General features: G+C 61.7%; 16 protein-coding genes and 1 pseudogene. 6 read left to right on the top strand and 11 right to left on the bottom strand.

The genetic code is table 11. From position 1 onward, the window contains the following. Positions 1-146: 146 nt before the first annotated feature. Complete coding sequence (locus C4J94_RS25815; protein WP_124388625.1) at positions 147-1205, top strand: haloacid dehalogenase-like hydrolase; 1059 nt, start codon at positions 147-149, stop codon at positions 1203-1205. A gap of 189 nt (positions 1206-1394) precedes the next feature. On the opposite strand, the gene ilvD is transcribed toward C4J94_RS25815, so the two are convergent. Further along, a complete protein-coding gene (gene ilvD, locus C4J94_RS25810; protein WP_124388624.1) occupies positions 1395-3236 on the bottom strand; it encodes a dihydroxy-acid dehydratase in 1842 nt (613 codons plus the stop codon). Positions 3237-3619: 383 nt separating this feature from the next. Between ilvD and C4J94_RS25805 the strand changes: the two genes are divergently transcribed. Next, positions 3620-4078 carry a transposase gene (locus C4J94_RS25805; RefSeq protein ID WP_124388623.1) on the top strand — a complete coding sequence of 153 codons (459 nt, stop codon included), beginning with the start codon at positions 3620-3622 and terminating at the stop codon, positions 4076-4078. Between the two features lie 127 nt (positions 4079-4205). Here the strand turns inward: C4J94_RS25805 and C4J94_RS25800 are convergent, their stop codons facing one another. Continuing rightward, complete coding sequence (locus tag C4J94_RS25800) at positions 4206-5402, bottom strand: class I SAM-dependent rRNA methyltransferase (protein ID WP_003213799.1); 1197 nt, start codon at positions 5400-5402, stop codon at positions 4206-4208. Between the two features lie 279 nt (positions 5403-5681). On the opposite strand from C4J94_RS25800, the gene C4J94_RS25795 reads away from it, so the two are divergent. Beyond that, on the top strand, positions 5682-6494 hold the full coding sequence (locus tag C4J94_RS25795) for an HDOD domain-containing protein (protein WP_177413486.1): 813 nt from the start codon (positions 5682-5684) through the stop codon (positions 6492-6494). A 21-nt stretch (positions 6495-6515) separates the two neighbouring features. After that, positions 6516-7328 (top strand): bifunctional DNA-formamidopyrimidine glycosylase/DNA-(apurinic or apyrimidinic site) lyase, encoded by an 813-nt coding sequence (mutM, locus tag C4J94_RS25790; protein ID WP_124388621.1) that lies wholly within the window; start codon positions 6516-6518, stop codon positions 7326-7328. 71 nt (positions 7329-7399) lie between these two features. On the opposite strand, the gene C4J94_RS25785 is transcribed toward mutM, so the two are convergent. From C4J94_RS25785 to C4J94_RS25765, 5 genes and pseudogenes are all read right to left on the bottom strand, one after another. Continuing rightward, positions 7400-7651, bottom strand: a complete 252-nt coding sequence (locus tag C4J94_RS25785; protein ID WP_124388620.1) for a YfhL family 4Fe-4S dicluster ferredoxin — start codon at positions 7649-7651, stop codon at positions 7400-7402. Positions 7652-7753: 102 nt separating this feature from the next. Next, positions 7754-8233, bottom strand: coding sequence for a pantetheine-phosphate adenylyltransferase (gene coaD, locus C4J94_RS25780; protein ID WP_003176711.1), 480 nt, complete (start codon positions 8231-8233; stop codon positions 7754-7756). Positions 8234-8336: 103 nt separating this feature from the next. Further along, on the bottom strand, positions 8337-9932 hold the full coding sequence (locus tag C4J94_RS25775) for a GMC family oxidoreductase (protein WP_124388619.1): 1596 nt from the start codon (positions 9930-9932) through the stop codon (positions 8337-8339). A gap of 36 nt (positions 9933-9968) precedes the next feature. Beyond that, a complete protein-coding gene (locus tag C4J94_RS25770) occupies positions 9969-10514 on the bottom strand; it encodes a twin-arginine translocation pathway signal protein (RefSeq protein ID WP_124388618.1) in 546 nt (181 codons plus the stop codon). Between the two features lie 28 nt (positions 10515-10542). Further along, positions 10543-11982 (bottom strand): annotated as a pseudogene (locus C4J94_RS25765) (coniferyl aldehyde dehydrogenase); the annotation flags it as partial. 132 nt (positions 11983-12114) lie between these two features. On the opposite strand from C4J94_RS25765, the gene C4J94_RS25760 reads away from it, so the two are divergent. Further along, positions 12115-12786, top strand: a complete 672-nt coding sequence (locus C4J94_RS25760; protein WP_124388616.1) for a TetR/AcrR family transcriptional regulator — start codon at positions 12115-12117, stop codon at positions 12784-12786. 33 nt (positions 12787-12819) lie between these two features. Next, complete coding sequence (locus C4J94_RS25755) at positions 12820-13674, top strand: sulfurtransferase (protein ID WP_124388615.1); 855 nt, start codon at positions 12820-12822, stop codon at positions 13672-13674. Positions 13675-13797: 123 nt separating this feature from the next. Here the strand turns inward: C4J94_RS25755 and C4J94_RS25750 are convergent, their stop codons facing one another. The 4 genes from C4J94_RS25750 to C4J94_RS25735 all read right to left on the bottom strand — a co-directional run bounded on the left by C4J94_RS25750 (position 13798) and on the right by C4J94_RS25735 (position 18369). After that, positions 13798-14793, bottom strand: a complete 996-nt coding sequence (locus C4J94_RS25750) for a hydrolase (RefSeq protein ID WP_124388614.1) — start codon at positions 14791-14793, stop codon at positions 13798-13800. 132 nt (positions 14794-14925) lie between these two features. Beyond that, positions 14926-15531 (bottom strand): 16S rRNA (guanine(966)-N(2))-methyltransferase RsmD, encoded by a 606-nt coding sequence (rsmD, locus tag C4J94_RS25745; RefSeq protein ID WP_124388613.1) that lies wholly within the window; start codon positions 15529-15531, stop codon positions 14926-14928. After that, a complete protein-coding gene (locus tag C4J94_RS25740; protein WP_124388612.1) occupies positions 15531-17021 on the bottom strand; it encodes a pitrilysin family protein in 1491 nt (496 codons plus the stop codon). Before C4J94_RS25740 ends, rsmD begins: the two co-directional genes overlap by 1 nt. Beyond that, entirely contained in the window at positions 17014-18369 is a 1356-nt protein-coding gene (locus C4J94_RS25735) for a pitrilysin family protein (protein ID WP_124388611.1), read from the bottom strand. Before C4J94_RS25735 ends, C4J94_RS25740 begins: the two co-directional genes overlap by 8 nt. Positions 18370-18499: the final 130 nt, after the last annotated feature.

Here is an 18499-nt window from a genome sequence, read left to right as displayed (position 1 = left end):
AATGTCGACTGTCGTTTTTGGAATAAGGGTTTGACGCTCTGGCGTATGGTCGTGGCGGAATCAGGATGCAGGCGGTCGCGCTCAACGCGGGGACTGTCACACAGATTTGTTAGCGTCGGTGTCTTTCACTCAGGAAGTAAACGCTTATGAAGCTCGCGCCGAAATTGCTTGCCGCCGCTCTGTGCCTGGGACTTGCCAGCCAGGCGTTTGCCGCCACCGAGTTGAAACACTGGCCGGCGCCGGCCGCCAAACAACTGAACGAAATGATCGCCGCCAACGCCAACAAGGGCAATTTCGCGGTGTTCGACATGGACAACACCAGCTACCGCTACGACCTTGAAGAGTCCTTGCTGCCCTACATGGAAAACAAGGGCCTGATCACCCGCGACAGCCTCGACCCTTCGCTCAAGCTGATGCCGTTCAAAGACACCGCCGAGCACAAGGAAAGCCTGTTCAGCTACTACTATCGCCTCTGCGAAGTGGACGACATGGTGTGTTACCCGTGGGTGGCCCAGGTTTTTTCCGGTTTCACCCTCAAGGAGCTCAAGGTCCAGGTCGACGAGTTGATGGCTTCGGGCAAACCCGTTCCGGTCAGCTATTTTGAAGGCGACACGGTGAAACAGTCCGAAGTGCAGCCACCAAAAGTCTTCACCGGCCAAGCCGAGTTGTACAACAAGTTGATGGAAAACGGCATCGAGGTGTATGTGATGACGGCCGCCTCGGAAGAACTGGTGCGCATGGTCGCCGCCGATCCGAAGTACGGCTACAACGTCAAACCCGAGAACGTCATCGGCGTGAGTACGTTGCTCAAGGACCGCAAAACCGGCGAGCTGACCACCGCGCGCAAACAGATCGCCGCCGGCAAATATGACGAGAAGGCCAACCTCGGCCTGGAACTCACCCCCTACCTGTGGACCCCAGCCACCTGGATGGCCGGCAAGCACGCGGCGATCCTCACCTACATCGACGAATGGAAAAAACCGGTGATCGTCGGCGGCGACACCCCGACCAGCGATGGCTACATGCTGTTTCATGACGTGGACGTGGCCAAGGGCGGCATCCACCTGTGGATCAACCGCAAGGACAAATACATGACCCAGCTCAACGGCATGATGGCCAAGCATGCGGCGGCGCAGGCCAAGGAAGGCTTGCCGGTAACGGCGGACAAGAACTGGGTGATCGTCAAGCCGGATGAAATCCAGTAACAGGCTGAACGCGGTTAAAAATGTGGGAGGGGGCTTGCCCCCGATAGCGGTCGTTCAGTCAGCTCATCTTTAGCTGACACACCGATATCGGGGGCAAGCCCCCTCCCACATTGGATCTTCATTGTCTTGGGGTTATCGCGAGGCAAAAAAATGCCCCCGCCAAGTGCGGGGGCATTTTCATGGGCGGGCTTACAGGCCGTCGAGCATGGCCTTGTTGCGAACGGCGCCCTTGTCGGCGCTGGTGGCCAGCAAGGCGTAGGCTTTCAGCGCGGTGGTCACTTTACGTGGACGCTTCTCTACCGGCTTCCAGCCTTTCTTGTCCTGCTCGACCCGGCGCGCGGCCAGTTCTTCATCGCTGATCAACAGGTTGATCGAGCGGTTCGGGATGTCGATCAGCACCTTGTCGCCATCCTGCACCAGACCAATCGCGCCACCGGCAGCGGCTTCCGGCGAAGCGTGGCCGATGGACAGGCCCGAGGTGCCGCCGGAGAAGCGACCATCGGTAAGCAAGGCGCAGGCTTTGCCCAGGCCCTTGGATTTGAGGTACGACGTCGGGTAGAGCATCTCTTGCATACCCGGGCCGCCCTTGGGGCCTTCGTAGCGAATGATCACGATGTCGCCTTCCTTGACTTCGTCAGCCAGGATGCCGCGCACCGAGCTGTCCTGGCTCTCGTAGATCTTGGCGCGGCCTTCGAAGACGTGGATGGACTCGTCCACGCCGGCAGTCTTCACCACGCAACCGTCGAGGGCGATGTTGCCGTACAGCACGGCCAGGCCGCCTTCTTGCGAATAGGCGTGCTCGACACTGCGGATGCAGCCGTTTTCACGGTCGTCGTCCAGGGTGTCCCAACGGGTCGACTGGCTGAACGCGGTTTGCGTCGGGATGCCGGCCGGGCCTGCCTTGAAGAAGGTGTGCACGGCTTCGTCGTCAGTCTGGGTAATGTCCCACTTGGCGATGCCTTCGGCGATGGACGTGCTGTGCACGGTCGGCAGGTCGGTGTGCAGCAGGCCGCCACGGGCCAGGGAACCGAGGATCGAGAAGATCCCGCCGGCGCGGTGCACATCTTCCATGTGGTACTTCTGGATGTTTGGCGCGACCTTGCACAGTTGCGGCACGTGACGGGACAGGCGGTCGATGTCGCGCAGGTCGAAATCGATCTCGGCTTCCTGGGCGGCAGCCAGCAAGTGCAGGATGGTGTTGGTGGAACCGCCCATGGCGATGTCCAGGGTCATGGCGTTCTCGAACGCCTTGAAGTTGGCGATGTTGCGCGGCAACACCGACTCATCGTTCTCGCCGTAGTAACGCTTGCACAGCTCGACGATGGTGCGGCCGGCCTGCAGGAACAGCTGCTCGCGGTCGCTGTGGGTGGCGAGCGTCGAGCCATTGCCCGGCAAGGCCAGGCCCAGGGCTTCGACCAGGCAGTTCATCGAGTTGGCGGTGAACATGCCGGAGCACGAACCGCAGGTCGGGCAGGCGCTGCGCTCGTATTCCGCGACCTTCTCGTCAGAAGCGCTGGAATCGGCGGCGATGACCATGGCGTCGACCAGGTCGAGGCCGTGGGAGGCCAGCTTGGTCTTGCCGGCTTCCATCGGGCCGCCAGAGACGAAGATCACCGGGATATTCAGGCGCAGGGCGGCCATCAGCATGCCGGGGGTGATCTTGTCGCAGTTGGAAATGCACACGATAGCGTCGGCGCAGTGGGCGTTGACCATGTATTCCACGGAGTCGGCGATGATCTCGCGGCTCGGCAGGGAATACAGCATGCCGTCATGGCCCATGGCGATGCCGTCGTCGACGGCGATGGTGTTGAATTCTTTTGCCACGCCGCCAGCGCGTTCGATCTCGCGGGCGACCAGTTGGCCCAGGTCCTTGAGGTGGACGTGGCCGGGAACGAACTGAGTGAACGAGTTGGCAATCGCGATGATCGGCTTCTTGAAGTCGTCATCTTTCATCCCCGTGGCACGCCACAATGCGCGCGCGCCGGCCATGTTGCGGCCGTGGGTGGATGTTTTCGAGCGGTAATCAGGCATTGGAGCACTCCGGGCGGCTAATCAGGTACTAAGGGAAGTGAGCTTCTATTAACGTCTGGAACACTCAGAAAATGGCCGTGTGTCCGGAAGTTGCCACTCGCGTCGCGGGATCGCCGCTTGCTTGGGCCTCGAGCTCATAAACCCGCCGGGGATGACTGGCGATGAATAGGGCCGATTCTACACCGTCTTCCTGTAGGAGCGAGCTTGCTCGCGAAAAACGTCAACGATAACGCAGCGCTATCAGGCAGCGCGCATCGCCTGTTGGTTTTTCGCGAGCAAGCTCGCTCCTACAGGGGCAAGACATATTCAGAACCATTGTTTACAGGCTAGTCGACGCTTCGGCTCCTACCGTTTCTCTTCCAATCACACAAGAGGACGAAGGAATGTCCACCCAGCAAAATGCTCATCGGCTGCGCACTGGGCGCTATTCAGAATCGGGTCGTATTTACCTGATTACCGCGGTTACCCACCAACGGCAGTCAATTTTTCAGGACTGGCGCATAGGACGTCTGCTCGTCAGCGAATTCAGGAAAGCTCAGGAAGAGGGTGAGGCGACTTCGCTGGCTTGGGTGGTCATGCCTGACCACTTCCACTGGCTGGTGGAGTTGCACAATGGCGACTTGCCCAGACTGATGCGAATCACCAAGTCGCGAAGTGCCCGCGCGATCAACAGTGCAAGATGCTCTTACGGGACGCTTTGGCAGAAAGGCTATTTCGACCGGGCACTACGTCGGGAAGAGGACTTGAAGGCAATGGCCCGCTATATCGTGGCCAACCCCTTGCGTGCAGGTTTGGTCGAACATATCGGCCAGTACCCGCTATGGGACGCCATTTGGTTGTGATCGTCGTCCCTGTAGGAGCGAGCTTGCTCGCGAAAAACGTCAACGATAACGCAGTGCTATCAGGCAGCCCGTGTCGCCTGCTGGTTTTTCGCGAGCAAGCTCGCTCCTACATGGGGAGGTTCCAGTCTTAGCTGTTCGGCAACAACCGGCACGTAATGCTCTTGATATACCGCGTCTCGGCAATCGCCGGGTGCACCGGGTGGTCCGGGCCCTGGCCGCCGCGTTCGAGCATCTGGATATTGCGGTCCAGGTGGCGGGCGCTGGTCAGGAGGATGTTTTGCAGGTCGTCTTCCGGCAGGTGCATGGAGCACGAGGCGCTGACCAGGATGCCGTCCTTGCTGAGCAGGCGCATGGCTTGCTCGTTCAGGCGGCGGTAGGCGCCTTCGCCGTTCTTCATGTCTTTCTTGCGTTTGATGAAGGCCGGTGGGTCGGCGACGATCACGTCGAAGCGTTCTTCGCTGGCTTTGAGTTCCTTGAGCGCTTCGAACACGTCGCCTTCGATGCAGGTCATTTTCTCGGCGACGCCGTTCAGCGCGGCGTTGCGCTCGACGCCATCGAGGGCGAAGGCGGAGGCGTCGACGCAGAACACTTCACTGGCGCCGAATGCGGCGGCTTGCACGCCCCAGCCGCCGATGTAGCTGTACAGGTCGAGGACGCGCTTGCCCTTGGCATACGGCGCCAGGCGGGCGCGGTTCATGCGGTGGTCGTAGAACCAGCCGGTTTTCTGGCCCTGGATCACCGGGGCTTCGAATTTCACGCCGTTTTCTTCCAGCGCTACCCACTCCGGCACCAGGCCGAACACGGTTTCGACGTAGCGGTTGAGGCCTTCGGCGTCGCGCGCGGCGGAGTCGTTCTTGAACAGGATGCCGCTCGGCTTGAGCACTTGGGTCAGCGCGGCGATCACGTCTTCCTTATGGGCTTCCATGGTGGCCGAGGCGATCTGCACGACGAGGATGTCGCCGAAACGGTCGACCACCAGGCCCGGCAGCAGGTCGGAATCGCCGTAGACCAGGCGGTAGAACGGCTTGTCGAACAGGCGATCACGCAGGGACAGGGCCACGTTGATGCGGTGCACCAGCAGCGACTTGTCCAGCGGCAACTTGATGTCGCGCGACAGCAGGCGGGCGCAGATCAGGTTGTTCGGGCTCATGGCCACGATGCCCAGGGTCTTGCCGCCGGCCGCTTCCAGGATAGCCTGGTCACCTGCCTGGAAGCCGTGGAGTGGGGTGGCGGCCACGTCGATTTCGTTGCTGTAGACCCACAGGTGGCCGTTGCGCAAACGACGATCGGCGTTGGCTTTGAGACGCAGGCTTGGCAGGGACATGACGTCGCTCCGGAAAAAAGAGCGGGAGTATACCCTTTGCGCCCTCGTTCATGTGGGAGCTGGCTTGCCTGCGATGCAGACGGCGCGGTGTATCTGACGTACGGCGGTGATGCTATCGCAGGCAAGCCAGCTCCCACCTTTGATCGCGTTTCAATTCGGGCTTTTGAGGTGTCAGTCAACTTGGCTTAGGGGGTAGAATTCCCGCCTAGCCCAGAGTGTGTACTTATGTCCCAAGAGCTTTCCGCCGAGCAGATTCAGCAGGTCCTGCAAGGCATCAGCGTGCCGCCCCAGCCGCAAATCATGGTGGATTTGCAGATGGAGCAGTACATGCCCGACCCGGACCTGGAAGTGATCGCCCGGCTGATCGCCCAGGACCCGGGCCTGTCCGGTGCGTTGCTGAAAATCGTCAACTCGCCGTATTACGGCCTGAGCAACAAGGTCGCCTCGATCCAGCGCGCGGTGAACCTGCTGGGCAGCCGCTCGGTGATCAACCTGATCAATGCCTTGTCGATCAAGGGCGAGATGAGCGACGACACCATCGTTACGCTCAACCGCTTCTGGGATACCGCCCAGGATGTGGCCATGACCTGCCTGACCCTGGCCAAGCGCACCGGCTCCCAGGCGGTTGACGAAGCCTATGCCTTGGGCCTGTTCCACGATTGTGGCGTGCCGCTGATGCTCAAGCGGTTCCCGAACTACATGACGGTCCTGGAGCAGGCCTACGCCAATGCCGGCGCGGATTGCCGGGTGGTCGACACCGAGAACAACGCGTTCAACACCAACCATGCGGTGGTGGGCTACTACACCGCCAAGTCCTGGCGCCTGCCGGAGCATGTGACCGACGCCATAGCCAACCACCACAATGCCCTGGCGATTTTCAGCGATGAGACGTCGCGTAACCCGGTGCTTAAAAACCTGCTGGCGATCCTGAAAATGGCCGAGCACATCTGTTCGTCCTATCGGGTGCTGGGCAACCAGAGCGTCGACCGTGAATGGGATGCGATCGGCCACCTGGTGCTGGATTACGTGGGCCTGTCGGACTACGACTTCGAAAGCATGAAGTTGTCGATCCGTGAACTGGGCGCGCACTGAGCCTTTCTCCCCGAGGTATACATGCCTGAGTTACCAGAAGTCGAAACCACCCGGCGCGGGATTGCCCCGCACCTGGAGGGCCAGCGCGTCAGCCGTGTGGTGGTGCGTGAGCGCCGCCTGCGCTGGCCGATCCCGGAAGACCTCGATGTGCGCCTGTCCGGGCAGCGCATCGTGCTGGTGGAGCGGCGCGCCAAGTACCTGCTGATCAACGCCGAAGTGGGCACCTTGATCAGCCACCTGGGCATGTCGGGCAACCTGCGCCTGGTGGAAGTCGGCATGCCCGCGGCCAAGCATGAGCATGTGGATATCGAGCTCGAGTCCGGCCTTGCCCTGCGCTACACCGACCCTCGGCGTTTTGGTGCGATGCTCTGGAGCCAGGACCCGCACAACCACGAGCTGCTGATTCGCCTGGGGCCGGAGCCGTTGACCGAGCTGTTCGATGGCGAGCGGCTGTTTCAGCTGTCGCGGGGCCGGTCGATGGCGGTCAAGCCGTTCATCATGGACAACGCGGTGGTGGTGGGCGTGGGCAATATCTATGCGACGGAAGCGCTGTTTGCGGCGGGGATCGATCCGCGTCGTGCGGCGGGCGGCATTTCCCGTGCGCGCTATTTGAAGCTTTCGGTCGAGATCAAGCGCGTGCTGGCGGCTGCCATCGAGCGCGGCGGTACTACGTTGCGCGACTTTATTGGTGGCGATGGGCAGCCAGGGTATTTCCAGCAGGAACTGTTCGTCTACGGCCGCGGGGGCCAGGCGTGCAAGGTGTGCGGGACCGAGTTGCGCAATGTGGTGCTGGGGCAGCGGGCGAGTGTGTTTTGCCCCAGGTGCCAGAGCTGATTGCTATGTGATGGCTGATAGCGCCATCGGGGGTAAGCCCCCGATGAGGCCCTTACAGGCACTAAAGAAGCTCAAGCCTTCCCGGTAATCTTCCGGTACTTCTCCATCAACTGCGCTTGCGTCTCAGGATGGGCTTCATCCAGCGGAATGCAATCCACCGGGCACACCTGCTGGCACTGGGGTTCGTCATAGTGGCCGACACACTGGGTGCACAGGTTGGGGTCGATCACGTAGATCTCTTCACCCTGGGAAATCGCAGCGTTCGGGCACTCGGGTTCGCAGACGTCGCAATTGATGCAATCGTCGGTGATGATCAGGGACATGAAAACTCCTGCCAGGGCTGTCAGCCAAGGCATCTGAAAACTAATGCGCGCAATTGTGCCGCATTGGCGCCCGCAGTGCGAGCGGGCGCCGATCGAGCGGTCTTACTTCTTGAAGCGCAGCGTCAGCGCGTCGGCAACGGCCGGATGCACGAACTTGGTGATATCTCCGCCTAAAGCCGCGATTTCACGGACCAACGTCGAAGAAATGAACGAATAACGTTCCGACGGCGTGAGGAACAGGCTTTCCACGTCCGGCGCCAGTTGGCGGTTCATGTTGGCCAGCTGGAATTCGTATTCGAAATCCGACACCGCGCGCAGGCCGCGCAGGAACACATTGGCGTTCTGCTCCTTGGCAAAATGCGCCAGCAGTGTTGAAAAGCCCACCACTTCCACGTTAGGCAGGTGCTTGGTGACCTCACGCGCCAGCTCCACGCGTTGTTCCAGCGGGAACAGCGGGTTTTTCTTGGGGCTGGCGGCAACCGCGATGATCACGTGGTCGAACAGGCGAGAGGCGCGTTCGACCAGATCGCCATGGCCTTTGGTAATCGGGTCGAAGGTACCTGGGTACAACACTCGGTTCATCGCGTCGTCCTGGCGGAGTCCGTTGGGGAACCGGATGGTATCGCAGCCATCCCGGTCGGCCAAGTCGACTTATGTAGATAGATGCCGTGAATCGAACGCTTTTTCACGCTGTTTTCAGACGTTCGGACAAAGCTGACGCCAGTTGCGCGGTCAATCCATACACCGACAACTGGGGGTTTGCCCCAATGCTGGTGGGAAACAAAGAGCCATCGTGTATCGACAGATTGTGCAGTTGGTGGTGGCGGCCGAGGCTATCGGTCACGGCGTTTTTCGGGTCTTCACCCATGGCGCAACCGCCCATCACGTGGGCGCTGCCCAGGGTGGTTCGATGCAATTCGAGGTTCAAACCGTCAATCACACTGCGTGCCTCCGCCAGGCTAGTCACGTACCGAGCGTCGTGATGCAGCGGCTTGACCGATTTGGCGCCCGCCGCGAACTGGATCTCGGCCATGCTGTGAAAGGCCCGGCGCAGGCCGTCCCAGGCGTAGGGCGAAACCTGGTAGTCGAGCACTGGCGTACCGTCACCGCGCAATTCCACGGCGCCACCAGGGCTGTCGGGGTGAAAGCCGTCGCGCAACAGCGCGAGCATGGCGTGGGTATGAGGCAATCGGCTCATGTCCAGCGCGTTCTGCGCGCCGTAGCCGCCAAACAGGGTGCTTGCCAGCCCAGGATGCAAGGGCGGCGCTTCGAGCTTATAGGACATTTTGCCGGTGGTGCCGTCCTGCCACTGGAAATGGTCGGAATAGATCGACTGCGGCGCCCCGTAGAACGGGTTGATGACCTCGTCGAACAACCCCGCGGAGAAATTCACCAGGTGCAGGAAGGTGCGCTTGCCCAGGCGTGAGTGCGGGTCGGGCGCGTCCGAGCGCATCAGCAGTGCCGGGCTGTTGATGCCGCCGCCCGCGAGTACGTAATGCCTGGCCTTCACGGTGATCTTGCGCCCGGTAGGCGCCACGCAGCGCTCGTCCATGGCCACGCATTCCAGGCTGCTGATCGTATCGCCACTGTAGTTGAGGCGCTCGGCACGGGCCAGGTAGAGCAACTCGCCGCCTTTCTCCAGGGTGGAGGGGATGGTGGTTACCAGCATCGATTGCTTGGCGTTGACCGGGCAGCCCATGCCGCAATAGCCCAGGTTGAAGCAACCGCGCACATTGCGCGGGATCACGTGCCAGCTGTAGCCGAGCTTTTCGCAGCCTTTGCGGATCACGTCGTTATTGGCATTCGGTGGCAGGGCCCATGGTGCGATGCCCAGGCGTTGTTCCATGCTCTCGAACCACGGCGCCATCTCGGCGCTGCTATGGCCCTTCACCGCGTATTCACTGGCCCAGTGGGCGAGGGTGGCGTCCGGCGTGCGGAAGCTGGAGGTCCAGTTGATCAGCGTGGTGCCGCCCACCGCACGGCCCTGCAGGATAGTAATCGCACCGTCCTTGCTCATGCGCCCGATCCCTTCCTGGTACAGGCTGGCATAGGCTTCGTCTTCCAGCAGCTTGAAGTCGCTGCTGGTCTTGAGTGGGCCCTCTTCGATCAGCAGCACCTTGTAGCCCGCGGCGCTGAGGATTTCTGCCGTGGTGCCGCCACCGGCGCCGCTGCCGATGATGGCCACGTCGGCTTCCAGGGTCAGGTCGTTGTCGAGGGCGGCACCGTTGTGGGTTTTCCAGCCACGGGCCAGGCCATCGCGGAACAGATCGGGTACGGGCATCAGGTTCGTCTCTTGTTTTTATTGTCGGGGATGCAATCAGATGTTCGGCGGGCCGGGGTAACCGCAATGGGCCCAGGACTCGGGCCGGAAGTACCAGGCCATGATCACCAGCTTGAGCAGCGAGCCCTGGCCCATGCGCAGCAGGTTCAGGTAGCTGTTCTCCCAGCGGTGCAGGAAGTTGCGGACCTGCTCCGCGCTGGCGTTTTCCCAACTGCCCCAGATACCGGTCAATGGGCCTCGGGTAATACCCATGCCGAGCACATCGAACAATTGCTGGGTGAGCTTGAACATCTCCGGCGACAGGTGCTGCAGGCTGTAGTCGAGCTTTTTCAGGGTGTCTTCAATCCCGGCGCTCACGGCCTGGGCGCTGGCCGCGCCTTCCAGCAGTACGGGGATAACTGCGCGCAGGAATGGCAAGTCACTGCTTCGCAACAGCGCAAAGCCGCTGGCCGGCGTGCTGCTTGAGCAACCGCTGAGGCTGGCGCCGAGCCCGGCGGTCGCCAGGAAGGCGCTGGCGCACAGGCCGATTTTCAAGACGCCGCGCCGCGACAGCGCAGGTGTTTCAGTCAGGCTGGGGTTCATTGTTTTTATGGTCCCATAGGTGGCGTTATCAGCGGATAAACAGCTTCTGGATCAACGTCTGGATGGTTTTTCCGTAGGGCGGGTAGATCAGCTTCGCCGCGTTCAGGCGCTGTTTGACCAGCACCCCCTTGGCCTTGCTGAAGGTCAGAAAGCCTTCGTGAGCGTGGTAGTGGCCCATGCCGGAGGGGCCGATGCCGCCAAACGGCATGTCGTCCTGGGCCACATGCAGCAGGGTGTCGTTCAGGCACACGCCGCCGGAGTGGGTCTCGTGCAGCACACGGTTCTGTTCACGCTTGTTGTAGCCGAAGTAATACAGCGCCAGTGGGCGAGGGCGCTGATTGATGTAGGCAAACGCCTGGTCGATGCCGCGATAGGGCACGATGGGTAACAGCGGGCCAAAGATCTCATCCTGCATCACCGTCATGTCGTCGTTCACATTCAGCAGCAGGCTGTGGGCCATGCGCCGTGCCTGGCCTTGGTCGTACAACGGAATCAGGGTGGCGCCCTTGTCGGTGGCGTCCTTGGCGTAAGCATTGAGCCTGGCCAGTTGGCGCTCGTTGATGATGGCGGTGTAGTCCGGGTTGTCGGCCAGGGTCGGATAAAACCCGCGAATGGCGTTGGAGTACGCCTCGACAAACCCGTCCACACGGTCTTCCGGCACCAGCACATAGTCGGGTGCCACGCAGGTCTGCCCGGCGTTCAAGGACTTGCCGAAGGCGATGCGTTCGGCGGCGTCCTTGAGCGGCACGTCGGCGGAGACAATGGCCGGCGATTTACCGCCCAGCTCCAGGGTGACCGGCGTGAGATGTTCAGCGGCCGCCCGCATCACATGCTTGCCGATGCTGGTGGCCCCGGTGAACAGCAGATGATCGAAACGCAACTTGGAAAACGCCATGCCGACGTCGGCTTCACCGAGTACCACACATACCAGATCCTCGGGAAAGATCTTCGCCAGCAATGCCTTGAGCAACTCGCCGGTGGCCGGTGTGGATTCACTGAGCTTGAGCATCACTCGGTTGCCGGCGGCCAGGGCCCCGACCAGCGGGCCGATGGCCAGGTACAGTGGGTAATTCCACGGCACGATCACGCCGACGACACCCAGCGGTTGATAAATGACTTTGGCCGACGCGGGCTGAAAGGCAATGCCTACAGCGCGTCGGGAAGGTTTCATCCAGCCTTTGAGGTGTTTGCTGGCGTAGTGAATGCCATGCAGGCTGGGCATCAGTTCGGCGAACAGGGTTTCGTCCGCGCTGCGATGGCTGAAGTCCTGGCTGATCGCGTTGATCAGCGCCTGGCGTTCAGCGCTGAGCAGGTCGCCCAGGGCCTTGAGCCATTGCAGGCGTTGCGCGGCCGGCGGCATCGGGTTGGCGGCATAGGCGCGACGTTGGGCTTCGAACAGGTCCTGGAGTTGATCCAGTGCCTGGGATTCTTGCAGGTAGGCAACGTTGGCAGACATGGCGCGGTCCCGGTTGTTATAGGTCTGCCTGGATTTTTAGAGTCATTACTCTAAATTGTCAAATAACATCGCAGTCATATGCAGATTTATCCGGGCCCGGATAGGCCGTAAGATGCCCCATCCCGTGTTTGGAAGCTGATCCCTATGGCACCACGAGTAAAGACCAGCGAGCGCATTGTGCAAACCAGCCTGGAGCTTTTTAACCAGCAGGGCGAGCGCAGTGTGAGCACCAACCATATCGCCGCCCACATGGAAATTTCCCCAGGTAACCTCTACTACCACTTCCCCAACAAGCAGGCGATTATCGCCGTGCTGTTCCGCGAATACGAAGCGCTGGTGGACAGTTTCCTGCGCCCGCCCCAAGGGCGAGCGATGAAGGTCGAAGACAAGCGCTTTTACCTGCAGGCCGTATTGGCCGGCATGTGGCGCTACCGCTTCCTGCACCGCGACCTCGAACATTTATTGGAAAGCGACCCGGAACTGGCCACGGGCTACCGACGCTTCTCCCAGCGCTGCCTGACCCAGGGCGGGGCGATCTACCAGGGTTTTGTCGATGCTGGCATTCTGACCATGGACCCGGTGCAGACCGAGGCCCTGACCCTCAATGCCTGGATCATCCTCACCTCCTGGGTGCGTTTCCTGTGTACCACCAACGAAAATTCCACCCATTTGAGTGCCGAAGCCATAAAGCGTGGGGTGTATCAGGTGCTGGTACTGGAGGCGGGGTTTGTCACGCCTCAGGCAAAAGTGGCGGTGGATGCGTTGTTCAAAGAATTTTACGTGCCGTTGAATCAGGCATTGGAAGAAGTGAAGTAGGACCTTTCCCCTTTGTATTTGCAGGAGTCAGTCATGCCGCTTGCCCAACTGATCACCCCCCAGTCATTAGCCGAGCGTCAGAAAGCGGCCGGGCTGGTGATACTCGATTGCCGCTTTGCCCTGGAAGACCCGGATTACGGGCTGTGCAGCTATGCCGAAGGGCATATCGAAGGGGCGCAATATGCCGACCTGGAACGCCATCTGAGCGGCCCGGTGATCAAGGGCACGACGGGCCGTCACCCGCTGCCGGCAGCGAATGCACTGATTGAGCAATTGCAGGCGTGGGGCATCAGCGCGGACACCGACGTGGTGCTGTATGACGATGGGCCAGGGGCTTTTGCGGCTCGGGCATGGTGGCTGCTGGCCTGGCTCGGCAAGCGCGACGGCGTGTTCATCCTGGACGGCGGTCTCAAGGCCTGGCATGCGGCGGGCTTCCCGTTGAGCCTGGATGCGCCGTTGGTCGAGCCCGGCACGTTTGCTGGTACACCGGATGATTGTTTGGTACTGGATGCCGAGCAGTTGCACAAGCGCCTGGGCGAACCGGGCATGACCTTGATCGACGCGCGTGCCCAGGCGCGTTTTCGCGGCGATGTGGAGCCAATCGATCCAGTTGCCGGGCATATCCCCGGTGCGCAGTGCGCGGCGTTCAATGAAAACCTGGGCAGCGATGGCCGCTTTTTACCGGCTGAGCAGCTCAAGCAGCGGTTTGCCGCGCAGTTGCAAGGGCGGTCGCCGGATGAGTTGGTGGCGTATTGCGGTTCGGGTGTGACGGCGTGCCACAACTTGTTCGCCCTGAGTCTGGCGGGGTACCCGTTGGGTAAGTTGTATGCGGGGTCGTGGAGTGAGTGGATTACCGATCCTGCGAGGGAAATTGCAACTGGCGGCTAAATGATTTGGTATGTAAACCCAATCCAAATGTGGGAGGGGGCTTGCCCCCGATAGCGGTCGATCAGTCGGCTTATCTTTAGCTGACCCACTGCAATCGGGGGGCAAGCCCCCTCCCACATTTTTTTAGCTGTGTTGTGTCAGTAGCCATTGGGGGATGCGCCGCTCCAGGTAATAGCTTGGGCGCTTCAGTGAACCATCGACAAACCCGACATGCCCGCCCTTGGCCGTCAGCTCGAACTCGGTACAGTCTGATAACTCACTGGCTTCGGGCAGGCTATGGGCGAACACGAACGGGTCGTCCGCCGCCTGGATAATCAGGCTTGGCGTACGAATAGCGCCCAGGTAATAGCGACTTGAAGCACGGCGGTAGTAATCCTCGGCATTGAGGAAGCCGTGCAGCGGCGCAGTCACACGCCCATCGAAATCCCAGAACGTGCGCATTTTCTCCAGCGAACCCAACGCCTCCAAGGCGTTGAGCCCGTCTTGCCGGCCGTCCTGCAAAAACTGGCGCTGCTTGATGCGGATATAGGCCAGCATCTCGCGCATGAAGTGCTTCTGATAGATCCGCGAAAAGCCCAGACCGATACGGTCTGCACATTGATCCAGGCGAAACGGTACCGACACCGCCGCCGCGCCATGCAGGCCGGAGGCTTCGCCGGTTTCCCCCAGGTGCTTGAGCAGCACGTTGCCGCCCAGGGAATAACCCACCGCATACAGCGGCGCCAACGGCCGCTTGGCACGCAGATGGGCTATCGTTTCGGCCAGATCTTCGCTGGCCCCTGAGTGATAGCTGCGGGCCAATAAATTTGGCTCGCCCGAACAGCCGCGCCAGTTCAACGCCACGCTGGCCCAGCCCTGTTCGCCGAGGACTTTTTGCAGGCCGGCGACGTAGGGCGAATTGGGTGAGCCGGTCAGCCCGTGCAGCACCAGCACCAGGGGCGCTTGCACGTCATGGGGGCCATGCCAGTCGAGGTCCAGAAAGTCGCCGTCTTCCAGCCACAGGCGTTCGCGCTGGCGCTCGATATGAGTGGTGGGGCGCCATAGCGGCCCCCACAGCGTTTGCAGATGGGGGTTGCCCAGGCCGAAAGCGGGTTTGAAGCGGTCCACAGGTGCAGTCATGAAATACTCGCTGCCGGACGAGCCTGCCCTGGCTCCAGTAGGAGCGAGCTTGCTCGCGAAAAACGTTAACGATAACGCAGCGCTATCAGGCCGCCCGTGCCGCCTGTTCGACCTTCGCGAGCAAGCTCGCTCCTACAGGGTGCGGTGCCACAACGCGTAATAGACCCGCCCGGACTTCTGCTCACGGTGCAAGCGCCAGCTCCCCGGCAGGCCAAGCGTCGAAGGCGCCGTCTCGCTTTCAGTGTAGACCCACGCATCCGGCGCCAGCCATTGGCGTTCTTCCAGCAACGCGCACACGGTCGGCAGCAGGTTCTGGTTGAACGGCGGGTCGAGGAACACCACGTCGTATTCGCTGGCCGTCTGGGTTTCCAGGTAGCGCAACGCGTCGGCGGTTTGCACCTGGCCGTTGGTGCAGCGCAACGTGCCCAGGTGTTCCTTGAGGCTGGACACCGCCACATTGCTCGCGTCCAGCGCCTGTGCCTGGGACGCGCCACGGGACAGCGCCTCCAGGAACAACGCGCCACTGCCCGCAAACGGGTCGAGCACCTTGGCGCCGCCGATGTACGGCGCAAGCCAGTTGAACAAGGTTTCGCGCACGCGATCCGGCGTCGGGCGCAGGCCCACGACATCGGGGAAGCTCAGCTTGCGGCTGCCCCATTCACCGCCAATGATGCGCAGTTGGCCCACACCGTTATGCACGTTGTGGACGGGTTTTTTCGGGCGAGATGAACTGGCCATTAATGCTCCGGAACCCCGAGCGGCTGCTCGGCGGGTTTATCAGTGGGGGGCGGTAGTGGCTTCTGCGCAATCGTCGGGCCGGCGGTCACGATGACCATCTTGTCGGCGCTCAAATGTTTGTTCATGGCCGCCTTGACCTGCTCTACGGTCAGGGCCTGGGATTGTTTCATGAAATCTTCCAGATAGCTCAGCGGCAGGTTATAGAAACCCATGGCGCCCAGTTGCCCGACGATATCGGCGTTGCTGGCGGTGGACAGCGGGAAGCTGCCGGCCAGTTCGCGCTTGGCGTCATCCAGCTCTTTCTGGGTGGGGCCGGTCTTGAGGTAGTCTGCCACGACGTCTTCGACCAGGCGCAGCGTACCGCCGCTCATTTCGGCGCGGGTCTGCAGGTTGATCATGAACGGACCACGTACCTGCATCGGCGAGAAACCGGAGTACACGCCGTAGGTGAGGCCGCGTTTTTCGCGCACTTCGCTCATCAGCCGCGTACCGAAGCCGCCACCGCCCAGAATCTGGTTGCCCAGAGACAGTGCCGCGTAGTCCGGGTCGGCGCGATCGATGCCCAACTGGGCGAACAGCAGGTGCGTCTGCTTGGAGGGAAACTCGATGCGGCTCAGGCCGGCCTTTGGCTCGGTTGGCTGGGCAATCTTCGCCAGGGCCGGCCCCTTGGGCAGCGCGGCGGAGACCTTGGCGGTCATGGCTTCGGCTTCGGCGCGGGTCAGGTCGCCCACCACCGCGATCACGGCATTGCCGGCTGCGTAAGCCTTGGCGTGGAACGCCTGCAGCTGTTGCACGGTAATGGCCGGAACGCTTTCAGGCGTGCCTTCGCTTGGGTGGGCATAGGGGTGGTCGCCATACAGGCGCTTGAACAACTCGATGCTCGCCAGCTTGGCGGGGTTCTGCTTCTGGTATTCGAAGCCGGCCAGGATCTGGTTCTTGATGCGTGCCAGTGAGTCGGCCGGGAACGTCGGCTTGCCGATCACGTCATCGAACAGCGCGAGTGCCGCATCGCGCTTGTCGCTGTCGCTCAGGCTGCGCAGGGACACCAGCGCCATATCGCGGTAGGCGCCATTACCAAAGTCGGCACCCAGGCCTTCGAAGCCGCTGGCGATCTGGCTGACGTCCTTGCCCGGCACACCTTCGTTGAGCATGGCGTTGGTCATCAAGGCCAGGCCCGGTACGTTGCCGTCCTGGCTGCTGCCGGCGGCGAACAGGATGCGCACGTCGAACATCGGCAGCTCGTGTGCTTCGACAAACAGCACCTTGGCGCCTTCAGCGGTGGTCCAGGTTTGCACATCGAGCTTGCGGTTGGTGGGGGCCTTGCCGTCCAGCTCCGCCAGCGATTGCAGCTTGCTGGTCGATTGGGCCTTGTCCAGGGCCTGGCTGGCGACCGACTCGCTGGGGCGCAACAGGTATACGGCGCTGGCCGCGACCAGGGTCACGGCGATCAGGCCGGGCAGAATCAGGCGATTGCTTTTGCGGTCACTCATGAGCGGTCTCCTCAGGCAAAACATGGGCGACGCTCAGACGTTCGCGGGTGAAATAGGTGCGCGCAGCCTTTTGGATGTCTTCCGGGGTCACGCTTTGCAGGTCGGCAAGCTCGGTGTCCATCAGCTTCCAGGACAGGCCGACGGTCTCCAGCGAGCCGATGGACGTGGCCTGGCTGGTGATGGAGTCACGCTGGTAGACCACGCCGGCAATCACCTGGGCTCGGATGCGCTCCAGCTCTTCGGCGGTTGGCGGCTTGGCTTTGAGTTCTTCCAGCAAGCGCCACAGGCCGGCTTCGGCTTGGGCGACGGTCTTTTTCTTCTGCTGGTTGGGCGTGGCGGTCAGCATGAACAGGGTGTCGCCACGGGTATAGGCGTCGTAATCGGTGGAAGCGGCCGAGACCAGTTCTTCACCACGCTCCAACTGCTCGGAGATGCGCGCGCTGTAACCGCCGTCGAGCAGGGCCGAGATCAGGCGCAGGGCCTGTACCGAGCGCTTGTCTTCGGCCGTGGCCAGGCCGGGCACGTTGAAACCCAGGAACACGCTGGGCAGCTGGGTTTGCACGTGCAGGGTCAGCAGGCGCTCGCCGGGCTCGGCCAGCTCCATCGGGACCTTGGCGGGCGGTACGTCGCGCTTGGGGATCGGGCCGAAGTAGCGCTGGGCGAGGGTCTTCACCTCGTCTGGGGTGACGTCGCCGACCACCACCAGGGTTGCGTTGTTCGGCACGTACCAGGCCTGGTACCAGTGGCGCAGTTCCTCGACCTTCATGCGTTCCAGGTCGGCCATCCAGCCGATGGTGGGCGTGTGATAGCCGCTGGCCGGGAAGGCCATGGCCTTGAAGCGCTCGTAGGCCTTGGACATCGGGTTGTCGTCGGTGCGCAGGCGGCGCTCTTCCTTGATTACCTCGATTTCGCGGCTGAACTCATCGGCCGGCAGGCGCAGGCTGGCCATGCGGTCGGCTTCCAGTTCAAAGGCCACGCCCAGGCGGTCGCGGGCCAGCACCTGGTAGTACGCGGTGTAGTCGTCACTGGTGAAGGCATTTTCTTCGGCGCCCAGGTCGCGCAGGATCAGCGAGGCTTCGCCGGGGCCGACCTTGGCGCTGCCCTTGAACATCATGTGTTCCAGGGCATGGGACAAGCCGGTCTGGCCCGGGGTTTCGTAGCTCGAACCCACCTTGTACCAGACCTGGGAAACCACCACGGGCGCGCGATGATCTTCACGCACGACAACTTTGAGGCCGTTGTCCAGCGTGAACTCATGGGTGGGTTGTGGATCGGCAGCCAGGGCTGAAAGAGGCAGACAAACTGTACCGAACAGCAGGCCTGCGGCGCGGCGGGCTAGAGCATTCATTCGTTTTTAAACCTGTTGGACTGCCCGCTTGGTCTTAGCGTCGGCGGGCGAGGAGGTGCTAGGATACTGATCCGACCTAGGGACGGCCACTGTGGCTGTCTTGTTAAGGCTCTATTTTGGCCTTACAAAA

The sequence above is a fragment of the Pseudomonas sp. R5-89-07 genome (assembly GCF_003851685.1).
Taxonomy (GTDB): Bacteria; Pseudomonadota; Gammaproteobacteria; order Pseudomonadales; family Pseudomonadaceae; genus Aquipseudomonas.
The sequence above is the reverse complement of the archived record's forward strand: the minus strand, read 5'-3'. Positions and strand labels throughout refer to the sequence as shown.